Origin of the sequence: Photobacterium sp. GJ3 (genome assembly GCF_018199995.1) — a bacterium.
Lineage (GTDB): Bacteria > Pseudomonadota > Gammaproteobacteria > Enterobacterales > Vibrionaceae > Photobacterium.
This window is the reverse complement of record NZ_CP073579.1, coordinates 821,165-844,706: the sequence shown is the minus strand read 5'-3', so window position 1 is coordinate 844,706 and position 23,542 is coordinate 821,165. Positions and strand designations below refer to the sequence as shown.

20 protein-coding genes and 1 pseudogene are annotated in these 23,542 nt (G+C 50.9%); 7 read left to right on the top strand and 14 right to left on the bottom strand.

Annotated features, from left to right (window positions below):
- The first annotated feature begins 281 nt into the window (after positions 1-281).
- The 3 genes from KDD30_RS20785 (at position 282) to glgB (ending at position 6,933) form a co-directional block, all read left to right on the top strand.
- Complete coding sequence (locus tag KDD30_RS20785) at positions 282-2,741, top strand: glycogen/starch/alpha-glucan phosphorylase (RefSeq protein ID WP_211651915.1); 2,460 nt, start codon at positions 282-284, stop codon at positions 2,739-2,741.
- A 100-nt stretch (positions 2,742-2,841) separates the two neighbouring features.
- Positions 2,842-5,025 carry a 4-alpha-glucanotransferase gene (malQ, locus tag KDD30_RS20780; RefSeq protein ID WP_211651853.1) on the top strand — a complete coding sequence of 728 codons (2,184 nt, stop codon included), beginning with the start codon at positions 2,842-2,844 and terminating at the stop codon, positions 5,023-5,025.
- Positions 5,026-5,070: 45 nt separating this feature from the next.
- Positions 5,071-6,933: a 1,4-alpha-glucan branching protein GlgB gene (gene glgB / locus KDD30_RS20775; RefSeq protein WP_211651914.1), complete on the top strand. Its 1,863-nt coding sequence runs from the start codon at positions 5,071-5,073 to the stop codon at positions 6,931-6,933.
- 159 nt (positions 6,934-7,092) lie between these two features.
- Here the strand turns inward: glgB and KDD30_RS20770 are convergent, their stop codons facing one another.
- Entirely contained in the window at positions 7,093-7,449 is a 357-nt protein-coding gene (locus KDD30_RS20770) for a hypothetical protein (RefSeq protein ID WP_211651852.1), read from the bottom strand.
- 308 nt (positions 7,450-7,757) lie between these two features.
- Here KDD30_RS20770 and KDD30_RS20765 point away from each other — a divergent pair, with 308 nt between their 5' ends.
- Together KDD30_RS20765 and KDD30_RS24660 are read left to right on the top strand one after the other, a co-directional pair.
- Positions 7,758-8,633 carry an autotransporter domain-containing protein gene (locus KDD30_RS20765; RefSeq protein WP_211651851.1) on the top strand — a complete coding sequence of 292 codons (876 nt, stop codon included), beginning with the start codon at positions 7,758-7,760 and terminating at the stop codon, positions 8,631-8,633.
- 23 nt (positions 8,634-8,656) lie between these two features.
- Positions 8,657-8,980, top strand: a complete 324-nt coding sequence (locus KDD30_RS24660; protein ID WP_371826124.1) for a hypothetical protein — start codon at positions 8,657-8,659, stop codon at positions 8,978-8,980.
- Between the two features lie 38 nt (positions 8,981-9,018).
- Here KDD30_RS24660 and KDD30_RS20760 read toward each other — a convergent pair whose 3' ends face one another.
- The 8 genes from KDD30_RS20760 to KDD30_RS20725 form a co-directional block, all read right to left on the bottom strand.
- Positions 9,019-9,780, bottom strand: coding sequence for an ABC transporter ATP-binding protein (locus KDD30_RS20760; protein ID WP_211651850.1), 762 nt, complete (start codon positions 9,778-9,780; stop codon positions 9,019-9,021).
- A 5-nt stretch (positions 9,781-9,785) separates the two neighbouring features.
- Positions 9,786-10,733 (bottom strand): iron chelate uptake ABC transporter family permease subunit, encoded by a 948-nt coding sequence (locus tag KDD30_RS20755; RefSeq protein WP_211651849.1) that lies wholly within the window; start codon positions 10,731-10,733, stop codon positions 9,786-9,788.
- Positions 10,726-11,685: an ABC transporter permease gene (locus KDD30_RS20750; protein ID WP_211651848.1), complete on the bottom strand. Its 960-nt coding sequence runs from the start codon at positions 11,683-11,685 to the stop codon at positions 10,726-10,728. The genes KDD30_RS20755 and KDD30_RS20750 overlap by 8 nt, the downstream gene beginning before the upstream one ends.
- A gap of 57 nt (positions 11,686-11,742) precedes the next feature.
- Positions 11,743-12,669 (bottom strand): siderophore ABC transporter substrate-binding protein, encoded by a 927-nt coding sequence (locus tag KDD30_RS20745; protein ID WP_211651847.1) that lies wholly within the window; start codon positions 12,667-12,669, stop codon positions 11,743-11,745.
- A 237-nt stretch (positions 12,670-12,906) separates the two neighbouring features.
- Positions 12,907-13,317, bottom strand: a complete 411-nt coding sequence (locus tag KDD30_RS20740) for a cytidine deaminase (protein WP_211651846.1) — start codon at positions 13,315-13,317, stop codon at positions 12,907-12,909.
- Positions 13,318-13,385: 68 nt separating this feature from the next.
- A complete protein-coding gene (locus tag KDD30_RS20735) occupies positions 13,386-13,904 on the bottom strand; it encodes a GNAT family N-acetyltransferase (protein ID WP_211651845.1) in 519 nt (172 codons plus the stop codon).
- A gap of 28 nt (positions 13,905-13,932) precedes the next feature.
- Positions 13,933-14,172, bottom strand: a complete 240-nt coding sequence (locus KDD30_RS20730) for a hypothetical protein (RefSeq protein ID WP_211651844.1) — start codon at positions 14,170-14,172, stop codon at positions 13,933-13,935.
- 221 nt (positions 14,173-14,393) lie between these two features.
- On the bottom strand, positions 14,394-14,642 hold the full coding sequence (locus tag KDD30_RS20725; protein ID WP_211651843.1) for a DUF3297 family protein: 249 nt from the start codon (positions 14,640-14,642) through the stop codon (positions 14,394-14,396).
- Positions 14,643-14,851: 209 nt separating this feature from the next.
- On the opposite strand from KDD30_RS20725, the gene KDD30_RS20720 reads away from it, so the two are divergent.
- The gene (locus KDD30_RS20720; protein ID WP_211651842.1) at positions 14,852-15,808 is read left to right on the top strand and encodes a transposase; all 957 of its coding nucleotides are present in this window, start codon (positions 14,852-14,854) and stop codon (positions 15,806-15,808) included.
- A 370-nt stretch (positions 15,809-16,178) separates the two neighbouring features.
- Here the strand turns inward: KDD30_RS20720 and KDD30_RS20715 are convergent, their stop codons facing one another.
- A complete protein-coding gene (locus KDD30_RS20715) occupies positions 16,179-17,225 on the bottom strand; it encodes a hypothetical protein (RefSeq protein ID WP_211651841.1) in 1,047 nt (348 codons plus the stop codon).
- 327 nt (positions 17,226-17,552) lie between these two features.
- Here KDD30_RS20715 and KDD30_RS20710 point away from each other — a divergent pair, with 327 nt between their 5' ends.
- Entirely contained in the window at positions 17,553-17,846 is a 294-nt protein-coding gene (locus KDD30_RS20710) for a hypothetical protein (protein ID WP_211651840.1), read from the top strand.
- A gap of 51 nt (positions 17,847-17,897) precedes the next feature.
- On the opposite strand, the gene KDD30_RS20705 is transcribed toward KDD30_RS20710, so the two are convergent.
- The 4 genes and pseudogenes from KDD30_RS20705 to KDD30_RS20690 form a co-directional block, all read right to left on the bottom strand.
- Complete coding sequence (locus KDD30_RS20705; RefSeq protein WP_211651839.1) at positions 17,898-18,836, bottom strand: hydroxymethylglutaryl-CoA lyase; 939 nt, start codon at positions 18,834-18,836, stop codon at positions 17,898-17,900.
- A 7-nt stretch (positions 18,837-18,843) separates the two neighbouring features.
- A complete protein-coding gene (locus KDD30_RS20700; RefSeq protein ID WP_211651838.1) occupies positions 18,844-21,030 on the bottom strand; it encodes a biotin carboxylase N-terminal domain-containing protein in 2,187 nt (728 codons plus the stop codon).
- Positions 21,023-21,901 carry an enoyl-CoA hydratase-related protein gene (locus tag KDD30_RS20695; protein ID WP_211651837.1) on the bottom strand — a complete coding sequence of 293 codons (879 nt, stop codon included), beginning with the start codon at positions 21,899-21,901 and terminating at the stop codon, positions 21,023-21,025. The genes KDD30_RS20700 and KDD30_RS20695 overlap by 8 nt, the downstream gene beginning before the upstream one ends.
- A 15-nt stretch (positions 21,902-21,916) precedes the next feature.
- Positions 21,917-23,529: pseudogene (locus KDD30_RS20690) on the bottom strand (carboxyl transferase domain-containing protein).
- Between the last annotated feature and the right edge of the window lie 13 nt (positions 23,530-23,542).

The following is a 23,542-nucleotide window of genomic DNA, read 5'->3' as shown; positions in this document are numbered from 1 at the left end:
AAGTAAGTGATGAGTCACACTTTATTGAATTCTCCAGTACTTTCGGTATGTCTCCTGCACAGGTGTAGTGCCCGTGTTTTTGTGACTGGCATCAGAATTGAACCGGGATATCACAATGAATTTCAAGATGTTGTCACAGAAAGCATGTTCAGAGACGGACTACGCCCTGCTGCTACTCCCTCAACCTCAGGTTTTCAGGATGATGTTTTTCGGCCGGGTCACAGGCAGCATGAACCTCAGAATTTTTTGACTGAATATGACCCGACAGCGAGAAAACCATGATGCAGAATCAACCTCAGGCGCTTTCTTTTGATAAAGCCGCATTTCAGGCTTCGGTAAAACAACATCTTCTGACGACTTATGCCCAGACGCCGGCAACAGCCAGTGCCCGTCACTGGTATCTGGCGATGAGTCGTGCCCTGGCTGAAACCAGCACGGGTAACCTGATTGACACGGAGCAACATCTGGCAGCGACTGATTGCCGCAGTGTGAATTATCTTTCTCTGGAATTTTTGATCGGTCGCCTGACCGGCAACAACCTGATCAGTCTGGATCTGTATGCGCCTGTGGCTGAAGCGATGGCTGAGCTGGGTCAGAACCTGACCGATTTGCTGGAAGAGGAGCGAGATCCTGCGCTTGGGAATGGCGGACTAGGGCGCTTGGCTGCCTGCTTTATGGATTCTCTGGCTGCGCAGGAATTTCCTGCAGTGGGCTATGGTCTTCACTATGAATACGGTCTGTTTCGGCAGTCATTCGATCAGGGCCGCCAGATGGAAGCGCCGGATGGCTGGCGCGGACAGGAAGGCTACCCATGGGAGATTCAACGCCCGGAACTGAACCAGACAGCAGGTTTTTATGGCCGGGTTGAAGTGTATACCGATGAGCAGGGCGCACAGCGACGCCGCTGGGTGCCAGGTATGCAGGTTGAAGGTGTGGCCTGGGATCTGCCTGTGATCGGCTACCAGAATCACAGTGTCTATCCGCTGCGTTTGTGGGAGTGTCGTGCCCCGGTGCCTTTCCGTCTCGCACCGTTCAATGAGGGGGATTACGTCGGGGCGCAAGCAGCCGCGATTGAAGCCGGCAATATCACCAAGGTGCTGTACCCGAATGACAATCATGATCAGGGCAAAACGCTGCGACTGATGCAGCAGTACTTCCATTGTGCCTGTTCAGTTGCAGATATTCTGCGTCGCCATCTGGCTGCGGGTCATCCGATTGAAGCGCTGGCTGCGCAGGAAACGATTCAGCTGAATGACACACACCCGACCATCGCGATCCCTGAGCTGATGCGGATCCTGCTGGATGAGCATCAACTGAGCTGGGAAGCTGCATGGTCGATTTGCAATCAGGTGTTTGCTTACACCAACCACACATTGCTCCCGGAAGCGCTGGAAACCTGGAGCGAAGCCTTGATTGCTGAGCTGTTACCCCGTCATCTGGAAATCATCTTTGAAATCAACCACAGATTTATGGCTGAAGTGGAAGCGAAATGGCCGGGACGAGATGACATCAAACAGAAACTGTCGGTGATTCAGGAAGGCGGTCAGCGTATGGTGCGCATGGCAAACCTCTGTGTGATTGGCAGTTATGCAGTGAACGGTGTGGCAGCACTGCATTCGGAGCTGGTGAAGCGCGATCTGTTCCCGGAATTTGATGCGTTATTTCCAGGAAAACTGCAGAACGTCACGAATGGTGTGACACCACGTCGCTGGCTGAAATTCTGTAACCCGGCTCTGAGCCAGCTGATTGATGAGAAAATTGGAACGGGCTGGCCGGCGCAGTTATCGCAGTTGTCTGCCCTGGCTGATTTTGCAGATGATGCTGAATTCCAGCAGCGTTATATGGCGGTCAAAAAAGCGAACAAGCAGCGCCTGGCAGACTGGGTTGCAGACAATCTGGGCATTGCACTGGATACTGATGCGATTTTTGATGTTCAGATTAAACGTCTGCACGAGTACAAGCGTCAGCATCTGAATCTTGTTCATATTCTGTCGCTGTATCATCGTCTGCTGAATGATCCGCAGTTTGAGATGACGCCCCGGGTCTTCATTTTTGCTGCAAAAGCAGCGCCGGGTTATGCGCTGGCGAAAGAGATTATTTTTGCCATCAATAAAGTGGCTGAGCAAGTGAACAACGATCCGCGTCTGGGCGGTAAGCTCAAGGTGGTCTTCATTCCGGATTACCGGGTCAGTCTGGCTGAAATCATCATCCCGGCGGCAGATGTCTCCGAGCAGATTTCAACGGCAGGCAAAGAAGCCTCTGGCACCGGGAATATGAAGCTGGCACTGAATGGCGCCCTGACGGTCGGGACCATGGATGGCGCCAATGTGGAAATCCGTGAAGAAGTGGGTGATGACAATATCTTCATCTTTGGGTTGCTGGTGGATGAAGTGCTTGAGCTCAAGCAGCAGGGCTATCAGCCCGCGCGTTACTACGAGTCTGACAGCTTGCTGAAAGCTTCGTTGGATCTGCTGCTGGGTGACACCTTTACACCGGGTGAACCGGATGCATTGGCTGGCATTCGCCACAATCTGCTGGAAGGCGGTGATCCTTACTTCGTTCTGGCAGATTTTGCGGATTATGTCTCTGCTCAGGAACGGATTGATGAGGCCTATCGTGATCAGGCGGGCTGGGCAAGAAAAGCCATTCTGAATACTGCGCTGGTCGGCAAGTTCAGCTCAGACCGAAGTATTCGTGATTATGTGAACAATATCTGGCAGCTTGAGGCTGTGAAACGCTGATTGATTTGCCGGGGCTGATGGTCCCGGCTTTGTTGTATTGTGGTGAACGGGGACATGCATTTCGGGAGAGATTTCCCCTGTGGCGTCACGGAGAAGAAGAATGAGAACAGAAAAGGTCTTGAAAACAGTCGCCCGGCAGGCTGGGCTGGCTGAAAGTTACATCAGCGCCTGGGGTGAAGACACCCCGGTCAGTGAAGAAACGCTGGCCCGATTACTGGCAGCGATGGGGTATGACGTCAGTAGTGATGCAACACTGGAAGCCTCTGCTGCCCGCATTCAGCCACGGGAGGTACTGGCACCGGTCCAGGTGATCCATCAGGGAGAGCCGATTCAGGTTGAACTGATGCTGGGGCGCAGTGCCCGCGTCAGCGATTTCAGCTGGCGGCTGGTGACGGAACAGGGCGAAGTGATGGAAGGCTGGCTGCAATCACAGCTGGTTTCTGATGATCGTGCGCAGGGCGGGAGCTTGCGTGTCGCCTTACCTGAGTTGCCGCTGGGTTATCACCAGTTAGAAATGTATCGCAAGCGTCGCCAGTCGCCTTATCAGATGACGCTGATTGTGACGCCAACTGCGTGTTTCAAGCAGCCTGCACTGGTACAGGGTAAAAAATTGTGGGGGCCGAGTGTCCAGCTGTATTCCGTGCGAACCGGCCACAACTGGGGCATTGGTGATTTTGGCGATCTGAAACAACTGGTTTCGGATGTCGCTGCGCAGGGCGGTGATTTTGTCGGGCTGAACCCGATTCACTCCTTGTTTCCGGCCAACCCGGAAGGGGCAAGTCCGTACAGCCCATCGTCACGTCGCTGGCTGAATATTATCTACATTGATGTGTGTGCCGTGCCGGAGTTTGCTCAATGCGATGAAGCGCTGCAACTGGTCGGTAGTGACGCATTCCAGCAACGACTCAATGCTGCCCGGGAGAGTAACTGGGTGAATTACAGTGAAGTTGCCTGCCTGAAAATGGCAGTGCTGCCCATGCTGTTCAGCACTTTTAAACAACGTCATCTCAAGGCTGAAACGGCTCGCAGTTGTGCATTTCTGGCCTTCGTGGAAAACGGCGGCGAGAGCTTAATGCATCAGGCGGCCTTTGATGCGCTGCATGCAGAATTGAAAGCGACTGATGAGCATGTCTGGGGCTGGCCGGTTTTCCCGGAACCATACCGTCAATTCGACAGTGCGGCTGTGCAGCAGTTTATCGAAAGACATCCGGACCAAGTTCAGCTTTACATGTATTTGCAGTGGCTGGCGGATACCCAGCTTGCGGAAGCGCAGCAACTGGCTGAAGAAAAAGGCATGGTCATGGGCTTGTATCGTGACCTGGCCGTCGGCGTGTGTGATTCCGGCGCGGAAACCTGGGCGGATCAGGGCGCGCTGTGTCAGGACGTGAGTGTCGGCGCACCACCGGATATTCTGGGGCCACTGGGTCAGAACTGGGGCTTGCCGCCATTTAACCCGCAACAATTGAGAAAGATGGCATATCAGCCGTTTATTGATTTGTTGCAGTCGAACATGCGTCATTGTGGTGCGTTGCGAATTGACCATGTCTTGGGGCTACTCCGCCTGTGGTGGATCCCGAAAGGCGAGTCCGCCAAGCAGGGGGCTTATATGTATTATCCGGTGGATGATCTGATGGCCATTCTTGCGCTGGAAAGTCACCGCCATCAATGTACGGTGATTGGGGAAGATCTGGGAACGGTGCCGGACGAGATTGTCGATAAACTGGCAACGGCGGGTATTCATTCATACAAAGTCTTCTTCTTCGAAACTGCTGAAGATGGGGGATATTACTCACCGGCGCACTATGCTGAACAGTCAATGTCGGCATTATGTACCCATGATATGCCGACATTGCGTGGCTTCTGGCACTGTGACGATCTCAAACTTGGCCGGGAACTGGGGCTGTATCCGGATGAGGCGCAGTTGAAGGGGTTGTTTGATGGCCGGGCGGAGAGCAAACAGCGCATTCTCGACAGCGTGAACTGGCATGGATTTCTGCCGGACAATGTCGGCCGGGATGCGATGTCTGTCCCGATGGATCAGGCACTCAGCGAAAGCCTGCAACTTCATCTGGCAGCCGGTGCCAGTGCGCTGCTGAGCTTGCAGCTGGAAGACTGGCTGGAAATGGACAAGCCGGTCAATATTCCGGGGACAGTCGATGAATATCCGAACTGGCGACGAAAGTTGTCGGCCAATCTGGAAGATCTGTTTAATCGACCGAACATTCAGGCGCTGAGCAAACGGCTGACTGCAGCGCGGGCAAAAGCCTCTCAGAAAACGGAGTAGTCAGTGAATCGCGGCCAAAAAAATCAGGAAAATTGGCAACCCGACATGGCAGCCCTGCGTCACCCTTCGACCCAGTATCACCAGATGGGGGCGCAACCAATGCATATTCAGGGCCCGCAAGGGCCCGTTTGCGGCGTTCGTTTTGTGGTGTATGCCCCGAATGCTTCTGCCGTGAGTGTGGTGGGGGATTTCAACAACTGGGATAGTCACATCAATCCGATGTCTGCGCTGGCGGGCGGGTACTGGGCGTGCTTTGTCGAGGGACTTGAAACGGGAGCGCGGTACAAATTTGAGATCCGCGACATATCGGGACAGTCACTGCCGCATAAGGCGGATCCCTGGGGTTACCATGCGGAGCAATATCCGTCGTTTGCATCGCTGGTTTATGATCACAACACGTATTCATGGGGCGATGCGACCTGGCAGCAGCGTCCGGTCACGGCTAAACATGAACAGCCGTTGTCGATCTATGAACTGCATCCGGGTTCCTGGCGATGCCATGAAAACGGGGACCATCTGACGTATCTGGAACTTGCTGACGTCTTGATCCCTTATCTGGTTGATATGGGATATACCCATGTGGAGCTGATGCCGGTTTCCGAACATCCATTTTACGGGTCCTGGGGATATCAGCCGGTTGGCTTGTTCGCACCGACCAGCCGGTACGGCACGCCGGATGATCTGAAAAGCCTGATCGATCAATGTCATCAGGCGGGTATCGGTGTGATTCTCGACTGGGTTCCGGCGCATTTTCCGGCAGATGATCACGGGCTGGCCATGTTTGACGGTACTGCCCTGTTTCATGACCCGGATCCGCGCCGGGGATGGCATCCCGACTGGCAAAGTTATATCTATGATTATGGCCGTGAGCATGTCCGCCGATTTCTGGTGGCCAATGCACTGTACTGGTTCGAGCATTTTCATATTGACGGACTACGGGTCGATGCCGTGGCCTCCATGCTGTATCTGGATTATTCCCGTCAGCCCGGCGATTGGATTCCCAATGCAGAAGGCGGGAACATCAACCATGATGCCGTCAGCTTGCTGAAATGGATGAATGAAGAAGTTTACAGCCGTTATCCGAATGCAATGACTATTGCCGAAGAATCGACGACCTTTCCCGGTGTGTCGCGTCCGACCTATGCGGGCGGGTTGGGCTTTGGGTTTAAATGGAATATGGGCTGGATGCATGACAGCCTCAGCTATATCCGGCAGGATCCGGTTCATCGCCGTCATCATCACGGGACGCTGACGTTTCCTCTGGTGTATGCCTTCAGCGAGAATTACGTGTTGTCGCTTTCTCATGATGAAGTGGTGTACGGCAAAGGTTCTCTGCTGAACAAGATGCCGGGAGATGAATGGCAGCAAACGGCAAACCTCAGAGCTTTTCTGGGCTACATGTACGGTCAGCCGGGGAAGAAGCTGAATTTCATGGGGACTGAAATTGCTCAGAGTGCGGAATGGGATCATGACGGTACACTGGCGTGGCATCATCTGCAGTATGCGCGTCATCAGGGCGTGCAGCGACTGGTGAAAGATTTGAATCATCTGTACCGGGAAACGCCAGCATTATATGAACTTGACTGTGATCCATCCGGTTTCGCGTGGCGGGTCTCAGACGATGCTGAACAGAGTGTGATTGCGCATGAGCGCCGGTCGAAGCAAGGGGATACTGTGCTGGTGGTCAGTAATTTTACCCCGGTGCCTCGCGAGGATTATGTGATTCCGGTCTCTGTGGCGGGCACGTATGATGTGTTGCTGAACTCAGACGATACCACATACTGGGGCAGTGGCCTGCCAATCCCAACGCAGGTTATCTCTCAATACCATGAGGGGCAACAAGCGCATCAGGTGCGTCTGTCATTACCGCCGTTGTCGACCTTATTTTATACCAATCGCAGTCAATAACGGGTCATCCTAGCTTGTTCAAATGTTCGATAACTGCTTTAGATTTTTTGATTGTAGAATCACGACTTATCTAAAAAGTCTGCCTTGTTCTCAAACATTTCCCCTGCGCTATTTCTGATCATTGACTGACTTTGATTGGTATTACAGGGTGAAACCCGTTTAATGAGGGGCACTGAAGTCAACGGTTTCAAGCGGGTTTGGACAATATTGACGGGTTTTGTCCAAGACCTGCTTTTTCAGATCATTGTTTGCATCAATTTCAGGATATTTCTTCCGCAGTGCTTCGGTACACTTTTCTGTTTCCTGAAATAAGGTGGTGAGCTTTCCCTGCGAACTCATCAGCTGACTGATGTCGTTCCCTTCTTCTGTTTTCATCGACTGTAAAGCTTTCTCAAGTTCAGCATAGGGCGCGGCCAGACAACCGCAGACATCTTTTGCAGCCTGATCCAGATTGTCGGCATAGGACGGCAAAGTCATCATGCTGGCGGTCAGAAATAAAAATGGACGTAATTGCATATCAGCCTCGGTTGAGTTTTATCCGGCAAGAAAAAGACCGCCTGTGAAAATTTTGCGGTTCCTGCATGCATATCATTGACAGTGTGTCATATCATCAATGACTTGCAGGGCCTTGGCACATCAGATAAATACTGATACTGCATTCTTTGGATCGCAAAAAATTAAGAGTGTTATTTTTGCGACACTGCTCAAAAAATCCCCTCCCTATACTCAAGGTTAGCTGCACTAGTGACGATGTATTACTTGTATTAGATACGCCTAATAAAACAAAGCGTACATATATTCAGCGTGTCGATTTAGGGGGCTTTATGAAATGCGCACATCGCTGTCACGGTGTCTGGATACCTGTTGTTCTGCTCACAGCCACGGCATCTCAAACCTGGGCCGACAGCAGTCAATCCAGTTTTGTCAGTTCAGTTTCAGATGAAGTGATGAACTCACTCACCACGATTGCGAACGATGTCCGTGTTGATAAACCCAGCCAGAAAGAATCCCTACACCCGGCGGTCAGCCTGTTTTCTTCTCCTTTAGCGTTGTATCCCGGTGATGTCAGCAGCCGGACCAGCAGTATTCGTGAAGACAGCCGATCCCGCAGCTTCTATCCAACCGCTTATGCAGAACCTGAGTACGCGCAAACCTCGTATTTTGACAACTCTCAGGGCGGATTGGGGACCTATATGCGAGTTGCTCGCGCGCAGCCACAGCTGACATTGAATCAGTCACCTATTGGGCGCACACAACCTGTGGTCACGGATGGTTATTCCCTGACCATGGGGGGAGATTATTTGCTGAATAACAATTACCTGTTTGGTCTGGCGCTCGGCATGCCAACCTATCGATCTGCGGATTACGATAACGAGCAGGGCAGTGATATTGATGGCTTGGTGGCATCCGGGTACTTCAGTTACTTCGAAAACGAATGGTTTCTGGATTTCACCGCCAGTTACGCGCTGATCGATACGGATATGGAGCGTCAGGTGAATATGTACAGCGATCCTGTGGTCAGCAGTATGGATGATGCAGACTCTGATGTCTGGGTGTTCACATTAGGGGCGGCTACGTGGTCGATTATCCCTATGCTAAGGTCGCGCTGGAAAGTTCCGTACAGTACACATTGTCTGATCAGGATCGCTATAACGAGCGGCTGTCGAAAGGCAATTCGAATTATGTCATTTCGCAGGTAGACGATATCAATAAACTCGAAGGGATGACTTTCATTTCCGGCGCAACGATTTCTAAACCGTTTCGTACCAGTCTTGGGTTATTTCAGCCTTATGTGAAAAGTTATCTGCATTATGATTATCAGTACGATTCAGATCGGATCATCAGCCAGTTCCGGTCTGCGTATACAAGCAGCAACCTGCCAGTAATTACTCAGGCTGACGATCGATTCTATGGCCGCTTCCATGCCGGTGTGTCGGGTGCATTTAACGATAAATGGATTGGTTATGCAGAAGCCAGCACGCTGGTCGGGTTGAATGACTCGAATCCCGCTTTGTACAGCGTGGGGGTGATTATTCCTTTCCGTTAAACCAACAACCCGCCGGAGAGGCGGGCTGAGCGAGTTGATTATCCACCGTAGTACAGACAGATCCGCTGGCCGTCGATTTCTTTGATATCAAACGGGATCTCGTACATTTCTTCCATGATCGTTTTTTCGATCACGTCATGGACTTTGCCACTGGCGACAATTTCACCGCGTTTCATCGCAATGATGTTATCTGAATAGCATGAACTGAAATTAATATCGTGAATCACGATCACCACAGCTTTGTGCATGTCTTTTGCGAGTCGGCGAAGCGTCATCATGATGTCCACGGAATGACGGATATCCAGATTGTTTAACGGCTCATCGAGAAAGATATAGTCTGTATCTTGTGCAACGACCATGGCAATAAAGGCCATCTGTCGCTGACCACCACTGAGTTCATCGATAAAGCGATCCTGAATTTCACGGATCCCCAGATGATCCAGGGCTTCATCGATAATACGGTTATCTTCAGGCGTCAGCCGCCCCTGCGAATGCGGATAACGACCAAAGGCCACCAGTTCACGGACTTTGAACCGCATGTTGATGTTATTGGATTGTCGCAGGACAGCCAGACGCTTCGACAGCGCTTTGCTGTCCCATTGTGAGAGCGGTGTGCCAGCAATCACGACTTCACCGGCATCGCTTTGGGTCAGTCGGCTGGCCATGGAAAGCAGGGTGCTTTTACCGGCACCATTCGGGCCGATAATGGATGTGACTTCACCTTTAGGAAAAAGCGCTGACGCATCTTTGACTACAGGGGTGTTGCCGTAATGTTTGGTCAATCCGGTTAATTCGATCATAAATTTCAGATTTTATTTCGGGTCAGCAGGTACAGAAAATAACTACCACCGACAAAGTTAATCAGGACACTCACGGTTGTTTCAAAGCGCAGGATTTTTTCTACAAAATACTGACCGCTGATCAGGAGTAGGACAGCCATCAGGCTGGCGATCAGAATCAGGTTTCTGTGATGGTATGTCCGGAAAATTTCACGGGTCAGGCTGACCACAATCAGGCCAAAGAAAAGGACGGGGCCAACCAATGCGGTCGAAACTGAAATCATCACGGACACAATCAGCATGACTTGCAGCGTGAGCTTGCGGGTATCAATCCCAAGGCTTTTCGCGTTATCTTCGCCCAGCCACATGACATCCAGTTGCGGGGACAGTCGCAGCAGACACAACAAGCAAATCAGGAGAACCGGAATACACCAGTAAACCAGTTCACTGTTTACATTGTTAAAACTGGCAAACATCGCATTCTGAATCACGGTGAACTCATTCGGGTCGATGAGCATGGCAAAGAAGTTCGAGATGTTGGAGAACAGGCTGCCCAGTACAATCCCCAGAAGCAGCAGGGTAAAGACGTTGGTATTGCGGCGACGGAAATAGAGACTGAACAGCAGGGTAGACAGGCCAGTCATCAGGAACACACAAACAAAGAAATTGATTTTCTGATTGATAATCAGAAAGCTGGCGCTGCCAAAGATCACCACAATCAAGGTTTGCAGCATGACGTAAAGAAAGTCAAAGCCAAGAATTGAAGGGGTCAGAATCCGGTTGTTGGTGATGGTCTGAAACACCATTGAGGAGGCAGAAATAGCAATGGCTGCCAGACAAATCGCCAGAACTTTCGGGATGCGACGGGACAGAAAGAAGCTGTAGTTATCCGGTGTGAGTCCCTGACCGATGAAATAGCCAATGACCAGCACAGACAAAGCTGCCATCCAGAGCACTTTCATGGAATCACGCATTGGTTTTGTCCTTGAGAACCAGATAGATGAACGCAGCACCGCCGAGCACAGACACGATCATGGAGATTGGGATTTCATACGGAAAAATTACCAATCGACCCAGAATGTCACAGGTCAGAACGACCACAATGCCCCAGAAGGCTGTCCAGGGCAGGTTACGCTTCATGTTGTCGCCGAGAAACAAGGACACCAGATTCGGAATAATCAGGCCGACAAAATAAATCACCCCGACGATCATGACGACGGACGCTGAAATGACGGCGACGATAACGACGCCGATCAGCACGATATTCTGATAGTTCAGGCCGATATTTTTCGCGAAACTCTCGCCAACACTGGCCGCACTGAACTGGCTGGCAAAGTGATAGGCAAGCACAGAGGCCGGAATCGCAAGGTACAACAGCTCATACTGCCCCTGAAGGACGGAGGAAAAGTTAGCAATTGTCCAGGTTTCCATGGTCTGAACGAGATCATATTTGTAGGCAATGAACTGTGTAAATGCGGAGACCACATTGCCGAACATCATGCCAATCAAAGGGACGAGTACTGTATTTTTGAAGGTGAGCCGCTGCAGGAATTTAACGAAGAGCAGGGTGCCACCAACTGCAAATGCAAAAATAACGGCTAAATCCACCCATTTACTCAAACCGGTGAAAAACACCATGCTGGCCACATAACCAAGCAGGGCGCAGTCGATGGTGCCTGTGGTATCTGGCGCAGCAAATCGGTTCTGACAGATCTGCTGCATGATGAGTCCGGCAATGCTTAACCCGGCACCCGCCAGACAAATGGCAAGCAAACGAGGGATTCGACTAGTAACCAGGATTGATGTCGCTTCAAGGTCACCCAGCCATAACTGGCTGAGATGCAGGTCTGCAACACCCACGGATAAAGAGGCTGCACTGAGCAATAAGAGCAAAGTGCCCGGAAGAAAGATCCGGGAAAAATTCATGCTTGATGACTTCATAATAAACCGAGATCTGCCCGGAGGCAGATCTCACAACATGGGTTAGAACAGGGCGTTAATATCGTCGATCATCAACTCAGTGGCGGTTGCGCCAGCCATGGTGATATACCAGGCATTCGGGTTCAGGTAGACAATATGGTTTTTCTGAAAAGCTGGTGTTGATTTCACCAATGGATTATCGAAACGGGCTTTCGCTTTGCCGGTATCACGGCCAATGGCTTGTTCACGATCAAGCACGAGCAGGGCATCTGGCTTAGCATCTGCGATATATTCAAATGAAATCAGGTTGCCGTGTGGGCCGCCTGCTGACACTTTCTCGCTTTTGGCAGGGGAGAAGCCAAAATCGTTGAAGACCATAGAAAAACGACTGCCTTCACTGAACATGGCGAGCTTGTTGCCATTGTTCATCAGCATCAGCGCATTCATGCCACTGTCTTTGACACGTTTTTTGGTGGCATCTAGTTTGTTCTGGACCGCTGCGATCAGTTGCTCTGCTTCAGCCTGTTTGTTGAAGATCTCACCCAGCATGCGCCAGTTTTTTTGTGCATCCTGCCAGTATTGTCCGTACTCGACGGAGTACATGATGGTTGGTGCGATTTCCTGAAGCTGATCCATCAGTGCGGTCATTCGGGCTTCGGCAATGATCAGGTCAGGTTTAGCCATGAAAATCGCTTCGAAATCTGGTTCTACAACCGAGCCAACGCCCACATATTGATCACCCTGATATTTACTGAGATAAGCCGGCATCATCGGTTTTACGACGCCAACCGGCTCAATGCCCAATCGGGTTAGTGTATCCAGGCTTCCCTGGCCCAGCACGACAACCCGTTGTGGGACCTGATCAAGCGTAATTTCACCCAACGCATGTTTGATAGTTTTGGGAGAGAGGTTCTCAGCGAAGGCCGCTTGCGTGGCAAGCAAACCTGCAGCGAGCAGGACAATCCGAGACAGAAGACCGAATGATTTCATTGTGTATACGTCCTAAGAATGAAATAAGTGGCACAATGCTATTCAATTTGCGGATTATTGTCACGAATAAAACTGAGAATCGTTCTCCTTTGTATTCTGTTTTGCAGCGCTTATTTTTGCTTCTCCTGAAGGGGTGATGGTTGAAATTTCTTTAAAATCAGCTGGTTGGGAAACAGGCTGATATGTGCTCTGACTTGTGACGCAATCAATACTTTACATTGATTTACTCTTGCCTTGTTATAGTGCTGTTCCGTTCACCAAAGACCAGTGATGCGGCATGAGCTCTCGTATGGTTTTAAAAACCAGTTCATTGTCTTGGGTGGTGATTGCAGCTTGAACATCGCCGCCCCAATGGACCAGACGCTCCTGACAAATGCCGCAAGGTGACAACACCATAAATGCACTATTTTCATCTTCACGGCAGAGGCACAATGAATGCGTTACGGCATCATTCAATTTATGCGCTTCTAAGTATGCACCGACTTCCATGCACAGGGATAGCGCATCATTTTTGATGTCTGGGGCAATACTGGTTAATATCTTTCCGGAAGCGGTTCTCACCGCTGCTGCGCCACCCCAGCCGGTCGGATATCGCGTTTGAATGAGTTGTATCGCAGCGTCATAAAGATCTTTTTCGATGTGTTCCATTTTGCGGGTTCCATATTGAGTCGCAACATCCGACATGATGTTGCGTGGGATGCAGGTGTGCGATCAATTTAATCGAAGACCAGTGACATCTGAACCGTATCAAAGTATTTGCCATCAAAGTTCATGCCATTGGTAATGATTGTTTCAATGTTAAACCCGAGCTTTTGATACAGATGCAAAGACGCGTGATTATCTGCTCGCGTTTCTAATTCCACGCGCGAAATACCTTTTGATTTGGCTTTCGTTAAACAAGATTTTAGTAATTGCTCGCCGATACCTTGACCACGGAAATCAGGATGGACACCCATGCCCAACTGACCACGATGCCTGAGGGTGGGGGCCCAATGCGAAAAAATATCGGCCCACCCGACAACTTGTCGGCCAGCTAATGCAATCCACTGAATCACATCGTTTGCTTCGTTTTCTTTCACAAATTGGGTAAAAGTTTCCAGCGGTAAGGCTTCTGTCTGTGCCAGATATTGTTTCTCTTTGGCGACAATATCCAAGCATTGATGAAAACTGATCACATGTGATGAGCTGACTTGGGTAATGATGACGTTTTCATGCGGTCGCAAATTGATCTTCAAGATTCCATTCCATGATGATTCACGTTGTTCAATCCAACCCGATTTTGGCGCGATGGATTGCAGCTTCAATTGCCGATTTTGCTTGCGGGCTGTTTTTCCAGCAGGTTGTTCGCAGCATTGACGCAACTCTTTCTGCAATATCATCCGCGCGGTAAGTGGCTAACTCGGACATTGAGTCGATACCAATTTCTTCAAATCGTTTCAAAACGGTCGGGCCGATACCCTTCACAGCCAATAACGCTTCTCGCTCAGATTTCGAAAATGCCATACTTTCTCCTGATAATTGCTGTGGGATAGGAAATTGAAAGATTTCAGAGGCACAAACCACGTCTCTGAAAATCAGAGAACACGCTATACGATGGGTGTTCATTTGAAAAGTGCGAGGATATGCAAATGTGAGAATGGGCAGGATAAATGGAAGGTGCCAGAGAAAATGTACATAGAGCCAAATTGCGACTCTATGTACTGGAATGATGCTCGTAAAATATCTTATTTGTAGAAGGCTTCTACTTCACCTTTCAGTTTAACCAGCATGGGCTGGCCCCAGCGGTCTTTTGCTTTTGGTGATGCGATTTTCACCCAGCCTTCACTGATGCAGTATTCTTCAACATCGGTGCGTTCTTTACCATTGAGTCGAATGCCAATCGCGTGCTCAAAGCACTCTGCCACATAATGTGGGCTGCGCGGATTGCCCGCCAGATGATCCGGTAAAGCTGGTTTTGAGTTGTTGTCGCTCATAATAATGACCTGAGAATGGATATCGAGAGGTGCATTCTAGTCAAGTCACCCCTTTGGCTCAAGATGATGAGGACAGACACCTGAAGAAAAAATCTGCCTTATCAATTTCAATGCTTTTCGAATGAACTCTCACAATCATCATTTGCCCCTATACACAGAAATCAAACTCAGACACTGTTTATTTATCCAGTTATTGTTCAAGTAACCTTATGACTACAGCCAGAAGTCAACTCATCAGTGTTGAAGCAACCCCTTATTATCACTGCGTTTCCCGATGTGTTCGCCGATCCTATTTGTGCGGTTATGACCAACTGACGCAGACCAGCTACGCGCATCGGCGTGCTTGGGTAGAGGAGCGATTACAGCTTATATCAAGCATGTTCTGTATTGGTGTCTGCGCTTACGCAATCATGAGCAATCACTACCATGTCGTGCTTTATATCAACATGAAGCAGGCCCAGGGCCTTTCTGAACAGGAGGTGATTCAACGCTGGCTCACCTTACATCGAGCGCCGGTATTGATACAACGATTCTTGAAAGGTGAACTTTTATCGGATACAGAAACAACAGCATGCCGGGCAATCATTCAAACCTGGCGGGAGCGCCTCTGTTCTATCAGCTGGTTCATGCGCCTGCTCAATCAACATATTGCCCAGGAGGCCAACCGCGAAGATGGTTGCACCGGCCACTTTTGGGAAGGGCGTTTCAAAAGTCAGGCGTTGCTGGATGAAAAAGCATTAGCCGCGGCCATGGCTTATGTTGATCTGAACCCGATTCGAGCCGGTGTTGCTGAGACGCCTGAAACGTCCGAATTTACATCGGTGAAAGCCCGTATTGAATCACTTCACAAAGACAGGAAATCCGCTCCATTTCTCTTTCCGTTCGCAGGTAATCCGAGAGAGCAACAGCCGGAAGGGCTGCCATTTCGACTCATGGAATACCTTCAACTGCTTGACTGGACTGGCCGACAGGTAAAAAGTAGGTCTCATCATTGTATTGACGCAACGCAGCCGTCAATTCTCAAACGACTTGGTTTGGATTCGGCTGTATGGCTGAGTATTTGCACAACAATAGAAAAGGGGACATTGATCGGTACCGCTTCAGTAATACAAGCCGCTCTGCCGCATTTCAACCGACAGCGGTGTTCTGGGTTACAAATTCCGTAGCGTGATGCAACGCCACTGAACTCACAATGCACAAGCGTTCGCTTTTATGCTCCGACTCACCTGAAAATCACCGTTATTGCCACAACAAAGCCTTCTGAGTTCAAAAAATACTATCGTTTAATAAATGAACGCGTTTTTTGAACATTGTTCATCGAAGCAATTTGGATTTTGGCAGATTCCCTTAGCACGACTGTCCCAGTAGTTTGGCGACTGTCCCTTCAGCTTGAAGTGACTGTCCTAATGTCCCTTCAGCTGACTGTCCTTATGAGGGCTGCTTATGAGGGCTTGGCTTGAAGTGTCTGTCCTTGTGAGGAAAAGTCCCTGCAAAGAGAGCAGGAAAGTGGCCTGTATGGAATGCGCTGCAATGGAATCACGGTTTTGGAATGCTGCGATAAAGCTTGTTGATTTGGCGGTTTTGGGTGAAGTAGAGTTCGATTTCGGCTTGAATGCCGGGGTTGACTTTATAATCGTGTTCTTTTTGGAAGTTGAGACTTGGCGTGAGTTTCATGAACAGCCAGTTCTTGTGCAGTCTGCGTTGCCAACTGAAAGAAATCCAGGCGTTCTCTGCGGCAAGGTTTGGACGACTGTTGGCACTGGTGCCGATGGAGTAGGTGAATAGATTCCGGCTGCTTACCCGGTCATAAATTTCTGCCAGATTCACAAACTGCCAGTTGTCATCTTCATCCAGAAACTGCGCGCTGCTCCCAATTCTGAGGATCGTGAGCTCTGCAGGCTCCAGAGCGTAATAAAGGTCGACTGAGCTCAGACTACCCGGTCCTTTACTGTGAAAAAAGAAAAGTTCCTGACGGAGCAGACTGGTCCAGCCTTCTCCCAGTTTATCGGTACGTCTGAACTGAGCTCGTGTGAATGGATCGAGTGGAAGGCGCAGCTTCAGGCCGATGTCGAAATCGGCATACCATTCGCCGAATTTACGGCTTTCAAGGCGCACCCCACCAATGGCCCCCCGGTTTTCGGTTCGGGTGGTTTCAACCAGCCCCCGTTCTTTGTCTTCGAGGCTTTCAAAGTCTTCCGGATCCGTTTCGAAAATCAGTTTCCAGTTCTTTTCGGTATGTGGTAAATCCATCCGCAAAGAGATGCTGGAATCAAACTCAAAATAATTTCGATGTGAATAGATAGGCTGAAGGCGGATCCGCAAATAGCTTTTATTGAGCATGGGATCTTCAAGATCACTCAGGCTCAGGAATTCATCAATATTTGAACTGACTTCGGTGATGGTTTCTGAAAGTGAGGATTGCGTATCATCCAACCAAGCTGGCATGAGGGTATCTTCTGTGACCCCTTCGGACTGTTGCCAGGGATCCGTTGCGATGGTGTTGTCCGCAAAGCAAATTTTTACCGAACTGAACCAGAACGTCATGAATAAAGTAATGATCCCTAACCGATGAAAACATCTCATGCAGGCCCTCGGCGCAATCGCTAACAAATTGAAATACAAGCTATATTCAGTATAGGCAAGTGAGATATTTTGTGCCGATACAATCTTGAGTTTAGTAATTTTTGAATTGGATCGAATTCTTGATTGTAACTTATGAAAAGGATTACATGTGCAGAATGGCGCTATCAATGAAAAAACCTTCAGGGATACAGGGTTATGCGGTATGAGAATAATTTGCTGTATTTTTCACTGTTTCGACAGCACTTTGATGTCATAAAACTCGACTACAATAAATCGGTATAGAAAACCTATACGCCCCTGTATAGGTTATTTTTGGTGAGGTGTGAGATGGATATGTCAGATTTTGATGGAATTAAACGGGATATCTCACTTAAAGTCGAACATATCTTCGAAGTGTATGAAAATGAACATTATTGCATGCCAACGATGGAGGAATTTCGGGCCTTATTCAATGAACATATTGATGAATATGTCGGTCCTGACGATTCACTGAGGGGCTCCGGATTGGGTATGCCATCAGACTTGAAGCAACGGCGTGAGCAGAAGGTATGGCGTGTAGTGAGCGAGTTGGAAGCTGAACAGCGGACACTGCGCTCAGATGAGGACAGCTACACGACCTGATAATAAGAAAGAGGCCGGTGGAAAACACCGGCCTCATGATGTTGAATCATTTTATGCTTGTGTTCGGCCTGCGATGAAAGCTAAAGCTGCATTGGAAGATGGTCGACGACCAAGACGCTGACAAATGGCTTCACCAGCCAATGCAAGTTTCTGTAAATCAATGCCTGTGTGGATGCCGGATTGTTCACATAAGTAAACCACATCTTCAGTGGCAACATTGCCACTCGCCCCAGGCGCATAGGGGCATCCGCCCAAGCCAGCGACACTGGCATCAATCGTCGAGATTCCCATCAGCAGGGACTGATAAATATTGGCCAGTGCCTGTCCCCAGGTATTGTGACAATGGACTGCAAGCGCTTCAGCCGGGATGTGGCTGAGGCAGGCATTCAGCATAGCTGCAAACCGCAGCGGTGTGGCGCGGCCGATGGTATCGCCCAGCGAAATCTCGTAACAGCCCAACTGATACAGTGCGTTGGCAATGCGCGCGGTTTGCTGAGGGGACGTCGGGCCGTCATACGGGCAATCGGTCACGCAGGACAAATAGCCCCGGACACGAATACCGCTGGATTTCGCTTGGGCGATCACTGGCTCGAAACGAGCCAGACTCTCCAGAATACTGCAGTGAATGTTGTGCTGGCTGAAACCTTCCGATGCAGAAGCAAAAATTGCGATTTCATCAGCGCCGGCAGCCAACGCTCTCTCCAGACCTTTCAGATTTGGCGTGAGAGCAGCGTAGATGACTCCTGGTATTCGGTGGATGCCGCGAAACACATCTTCAGAATCTGCCATTTGCGGAACCCATTTCGGGGATACAAAGGAGCCCGTTTCAATATGCTGAAGACCTGCTGCAGCCAATTGATTCACCAGAGCAATCTTATCGCCCACAGTGACACTGGACTCATTCTGTAATCCATCCCGCGGACCCACTTCAACAATGCGAACAGAAGCCGGTAATGTCGGAAGCTCTCTGGCCACTAGGCAATCATTCATGCGCACCTCACTGTGTCTGCCCGTTTACAGATTCCGACGGACTCAGCTGGACAAGCTCCTGTCCGTGCTGAACCTGTGCGCCTTGGCTGACCAAAACCGCGTCCACATGTCCGGCATGGGGGGCTCGCACGGTATATTCCATTTTCATGGCTTCAATCACGACCAGCCCCTGATCTTTCTCGACTTGCTGTCCCGGATGACACAGGACTTCGGCAACCACACCGTTTAATGGCGCGACCGGGATATCTTCGGCCTGATTTTCATGGTGCCTGTGCGCTGGATTCAGGCGGTGCAGGATCTGCGTGCCCTGATAAAAGCTCAGAATCTGATCGTCGTCGGCCAGGAAAACCAGACGGATCTGCTTCCGGCGGCCAAGAAACTCAACATGACAGTCCAGAGTTGAGGAGACTTCATGGCATGCCAGCAAGGTCAGACTGACCGAAGAAAAACTGTTGTTTTCTTCTCCGGTGCCCAGTTGTTCCAGCTTGATGGTATGCGTGACGCCATGGTCAACAGAGAACCAGAACTGGCAGGGCGTATCCTTGGCATCATACAGGGTGACGATTTGTCGGGCTGGTTGATTGAGTCGCCAGCCCGACAGCGGTGTCGAATCCATTTGCCGGAAACATAATGCCGCGGCAGTCAAAAGATCATTTTCCGGGACAGACACTGAACGGTCCGCGTTTGAGGTCAGCGTAATGGCATCAACAGAATCCGTTGCCAGCGCATCTTGATACTGCTCAATAAAATGCGTGCTCAGATTGGCCTGTTTAAATGCGTCTTGCTTCAGAATGCGTTGCAGGTAGGACAGGTTGGTTTGAACGCCGCCTAACTGATACTGGGCGAGCAGCGACTGTAACTGGCCAATTGCGGCTGTTCTGTTCTCTCCCCAGGCGATGATTTTAGCAAGCATGGGATCGTAATAGGCTGTGACGGTGTCACCTTGTGCGATGCCACTGTCGATTCTGGCCCGGATAGGTTGCGTGGCATTTGAGTCTGGATGCTGACAGACCGGCTCAGACAAAAATTCAATCAGACCGGAGGCGGGCAGGAAGCCTTGTGTTGTGTCTTCGGCATAGAGCCGGGCTTCGATGGCATGTCCCTGATGGCGGATGTCAGCTTGAGCGAGCGGTAACGGGCGTCCTTCTGCGACGTGAATTTGCCACTGCACCAAATCCTGACCTGTGATCAGTTCGGTGACTGGATGCTCCACCTGCAACCGGGTGTTCATTTCCATGAAATAGTAGGTCTGGCTGGCCGGGTCAAACAGAAACTCGACGGTCCCCGCTCCGACATACGCAATTGCTAATGCTGCCTGAACTGCGGTGTCTCCCATCTTCCGTCGTAAATCATCGGATAATCCAGGCGCAGGCGCTTCTTCAATGATTTTTTGATGGCGGCGCTGAACTGAACAGTCCCGATCGGAGAGATACACACAATGGCCGTGCTGGTCTGCGAAGACCTGAACCTCGATGTGTCGCGGCTCGGTCAGATACTTTTCCAGTAACAGGGCTTCATCGCCAAAGGCGGAACGGGCTTCCCGCTTGGCTGAACGGACCGCCTCGGACAGTTCTGATTCGTGCCGGACGATTTTCATGCCTTTACCGCCGCCGCCAAGCGCGGGTTTCAGAATCACGGGATAGCCAATTTTCGCCGCTGCCTGTGTCAGGTTATCGGTATTGTCATCCGCACCATGGTAACCGGGGAGCAGGGGAACACCGGCTTTCTCCATGATGCTTTTAGCGTCTGATTTGGAACTCATGGCAGCCATCGCCGCAGGAGGCGGGCCAATAAACCGGATGCCGTGCTGCTCGCAGGCTTTGGCAAAATCAACATTTTCAGACAGGAAACCATAGCCAGGATGGATGGCATCTGCCTGACTGGCCGTCGCCGCAGCGATGATTTTTTCAATCACCAGATAGGATTCAAGCGCAGGCGCCGGGCCGATGCAGATGGCTTCGTCCGCCATGCGGACATGTCTGGCATGACGATCGGCTTCGGAATAGACCGCAATGGTCACGATGCCCATTTGTTGTGCGCTCCGGATGACCCGACAGGCAATTTCACCGCGGTTCGCGATTAACAATCGACGGATGCTGGCGGGGACAGACACAGCAGGTTGTCCTGAAATTTGTGCTGCCTCCGTTACAGATGTTTCAAAGAGTGGCTGCAGCCGATCACCGGGCTTACTCATCTTTCGCTCCTTGCAAAGACTGACTGGTATCCCAGTCCGGACGACGTTTTTCAAAAAATGCAGAAAGCCCTTCCTGTCCCTGAGCCGAGACCCGGATATCTGCAATCATTTCACTGGTCAGCCGGATGAGCTTTTCATCAATGGCTGACTGATCACACATCTGACAGAGCTGCTTTACCTGACTGAGTGCAGCAGGACTGTTTGCCAGCAGCACTTCAATGGTTTGCTGAAGTTCGGTTTCCAACTGACCAGCCGGACAGGCATGATGCAAGACACCCAACTGCAGGGCTGTTGCTGCATCAAAGGTTTCGGCTGTCAGCATCAGACGCCTGGCCTGTCGCTGGCCCATGGACCGGCAGACATAGGGACCGATCGTTGCCGGGATCAGACCCAGCTTCACTTCACTCAGTTTGAAGCGTGCGCTGTCCGCGCCCAGTGCGATATCGCAGCAGCTTATCAGCCCCAATGCGCCGCCAAATGCAGCCCCCTGAACCATCGCAATGCTCGGATGCGGGAAGGTATCCAGTTCAGACATCAGCGAAGCCAGTGCCTGAGCATCATTGAGATTGTCATGACGGCTTTTCTGAGCCATGGCTTTCATCCAGTTCAGATCGGCGCCGGCAGAAAAGTGTTTTCCGGCCGCACTGAGGACCAGTACGCGCACATCCGGATGCTTGGCCAGTTGCTGCAGGTAGTGACGCAGGGCAGCAATCAGCAGATCATCAAATGCATTGGATTTCTCCGGGCGGTTCAGGGTCAGGTGCGCAATGCCACGACGACTGATCGAACACAACACTGGATCGTTTGCCGTGGCGTGCAGAATTTCAGCAATGTCACTGGGTTGGAACACCGGTATTTCATGAGTATGCATGGGTTGTCCTCGCGGCTACATCCGGAATATTCCGAATGGGCTCTCTTCAATCGGGGCATTGGCGGCGGCCTTCAACGCGAGACCTATCACGTCCCGTGTCTGAGTCGGATCGATAATGCCGTCATCCCACAAACGGGCACTGGCAAAATACGGAGAACCTTCTTGTTCATAGCGCTCAAGAATGGGCTGCCTGAACGCAGTTTCTGCTTCCGGCGACCAGGTTTCCCCCTGACGCGCCTTTGCGTCTCGGGTCACCTGCGCCATTACACCGGCAGCCTGTTCCCCCCCATGACTGAAATCCGGGCATTGGGCCACATCCAGATCATCGTCGGATCGTAGGCTCGTCCGCACATCCCATAGTTACCGGCGCCGTAAGAACCGCCAATGATCACGGTGAATTTCGGCACATTGGCACAGGCCACAGCCATCACCATTTTGGCACCGTGCTTGGCAATCCCTTCCGCTTCATATTTCTTACCCACCATAAAACCCGTGATGTTCTGTAAAAAGAGCAGCGGAATTTTGCGTTGGGTACACAACTGAATGAAGTGGGCACCTTTTTGTGCTGATTCCGAGAACAGAATGCCCTGATTCGCAACGATACCCACCGGATGACCATGCAGACGGGCAAAGCCGCAAATCAGGGTATCGCCATAGAGCGCTTTGAATTCGTCGAACTCAGAATCATCCACCAGCCGGGCAATCACTTCCCGGGCATCAATCTGTTTCTTGAGATCAGTACCGACGATGCCGTAGAGATCCGTTGCCGGGTAGCGCGGTGGTTTCACGGCTTCAGGCATGACTGCCTGTCCTGAGATGTGCGCTGGGTGGCAACTGTGGACTGCCTGTCTGGCCAGCGTCAGTGCATGGGCTTCATCGTCGGCATAATAATCAGCAACGCCCGAGGTTTTGCAGTGCACATCTGCGCCGCCCAAGTCTTCTGCACTGACATCTTCCCCCGTCGCTGCTTTGACCAGCGGCGGTCCGGCGAGGAAAATGGTGCCCTGATTTCTGACCATGATGGCAACATCTGCCATTGCCGGGACATAGGCGCCCCCGGCAGTACACAGCCCGAGGACGATCGCAATCTGCGGAATGCCTTTGGCAGACATTCTGGCCTGATTGAAAAAAATCCGGCCGAAATGATCTTTATCCGGAAAGACTTCTGCCTGATGGGGGAGGTTTGCACCACCTGAGTCCACCAGATACAGGCAGGGCAGGTGACAACGTTCGGCAATTTCCTGTGCTCTGAGGTGTTTTTTGACGGTCAGCGGATAGTAAGTGCCGCCTTTGACGGTTGGATCATTGGCGATGATCATCACATCGCGACCGGAGACCTGGCCGATCCCCGCGACGACGCCCGCACAGGGAATTGCTTCCGCATAGACTTCCCAGGCGGCAAACTGGCCGATTTCCAGAAACGGACTGCCCGAATCCAGCAATCGCTCAATCCGCTCCCGAACCGGCAATTTTCCTTTTGACCGTTGTCTGGCCTGCGCCGCCTCGCCACCGCCTTGCAACTGAATACTGACGCGGGTCTGCAATTCATCAACCACAGCAGCCATCGCCTGATGATTCTGCTGAAACTGTGCATCATGCGGCTGAATACGGCTTTCAATTTTCGCCATGAATCTGTTCCCT

What these genes read in the sequence shown, in the direction of transcription:
- glgB (WP_211651914.1), top strand. Translation starts at nt 5,071, where the DNA reads ATGGCAGCCCTGCGTCACCCTTCGACCCAGTATCACCAGATGGGGGCG.
- KDD30_RS20720 (WP_211651842.1), top strand. Translation starts at nt 14,852, where the DNA reads ATGACTACAGCCAGAAGTCAACTCATCAGTGTTGAAGCAACCCCTTAT.
- KDD30_RS20710 (WP_211651840.1), top strand. Translation starts at nt 17,553, where the DNA reads ATGGATATGTCAGATTTTGATGGAATTAAACGGGATATCTCACTTAAA.
- KDD30_RS20770 (WP_211651852.1), bottom strand. Translation starts at nt 7,449, where the DNA reads ATGCAATTACGTCCATTTTTATTTCTGACCGCCAGCATGATGACTTTG.
- malQ (WP_211651853.1), top strand. Translation starts at nt 2,842, where the DNA reads ATGAGAACAGAAAAGGTCTTGAAAACAGTCGCCCGGCAGGCTGGGCTG.
- KDD30_RS24660 (WP_371826124.1), top strand. Translation starts at nt 8,657, where the DNA reads ATGACTTTCATTTCCGGCGCAACGATTTCTAAACCGTTTCGTACCAGT.
- KDD30_RS20745 (WP_211651847.1), bottom strand. Translation starts at nt 12,669, where the DNA reads ATGAAATCATTCGGTCTTCTGTCTCGGATTGTCCTGCTCGCTGCAGGT.
- KDD30_RS20760 (WP_211651850.1), bottom strand. Translation starts at nt 9,780, where the DNA reads ATGATCGAATTAACCGGATTGACCAAACATTACGGCAACACCCCTGTA.
- KDD30_RS20725 (WP_211651843.1), bottom strand. Translation starts at nt 14,642, where the DNA reads ATGAGCGACAACAACTCAAAACCAGCTTTACCGGATCATCTGGCGGGC.
- KDD30_RS20700 (WP_211651838.1), bottom strand. Translation starts at nt 21,030, where the DNA reads ATGAGTAAGCCCGGTGATCGGCTGCAGCCACTCTTTGAAACATCTGTA.
- KDD30_RS20755 (WP_211651849.1), bottom strand. Translation starts at nt 10,733, where the DNA reads ATGCGTGATTCCATGAAAGTGCTCTGGATGGCAGCTTTGTCTGTGCTG.
- KDD30_RS20715 (WP_211651841.1), bottom strand. Translation starts at nt 17,225, where the DNA reads ATGAGATGTTTTCATCGGTTAGGGATCATTACTTTATTCATGACGTTC.
- KDD30_RS20785 (WP_211651915.1), top strand. Translation starts at nt 282, where the DNA reads ATGCAGAATCAACCTCAGGCGCTTTCTTTTGATAAAGCCGCATTTCAG.
- KDD30_RS20695 (WP_211651837.1), bottom strand. Translation starts at nt 21,901, where the DNA reads ATGCATACTCATGAAATACCGGTGTTCCAACCCAGTGACATTGCTGAA.
- KDD30_RS20765 (WP_211651851.1), top strand. Translation starts at nt 7,758, where the DNA reads ATGAAATGCGCACATCGCTGTCACGGTGTCTGGATACCTGTTGTTCTG.
- KDD30_RS20750 (WP_211651848.1), bottom strand. Translation starts at nt 11,685, where the DNA reads ATGAATTTTTCCCGGATCTTTCTTCCGGGCACTTTGCTCTTATTGCTC.
- KDD30_RS20740 (WP_211651846.1), bottom strand. Translation starts at nt 13,317, where the DNA reads ATGGAACACATCGAAAAAGATCTTTATGACGCTGCGATACAACTCATT.
- KDD30_RS20730 (WP_211651844.1), bottom strand. Translation starts at nt 14,172, where the DNA reads ATGGCATTTTCGAAATCTGAGCGAGAAGCGTTATTGGCTGTGAAGGGT.
- KDD30_RS20705 (WP_211651839.1), bottom strand. Translation starts at nt 18,836, where the DNA reads ATGAATGATTGCCTAGTGGCCAGAGAGCTTCCGACATTACCGGCTTCT.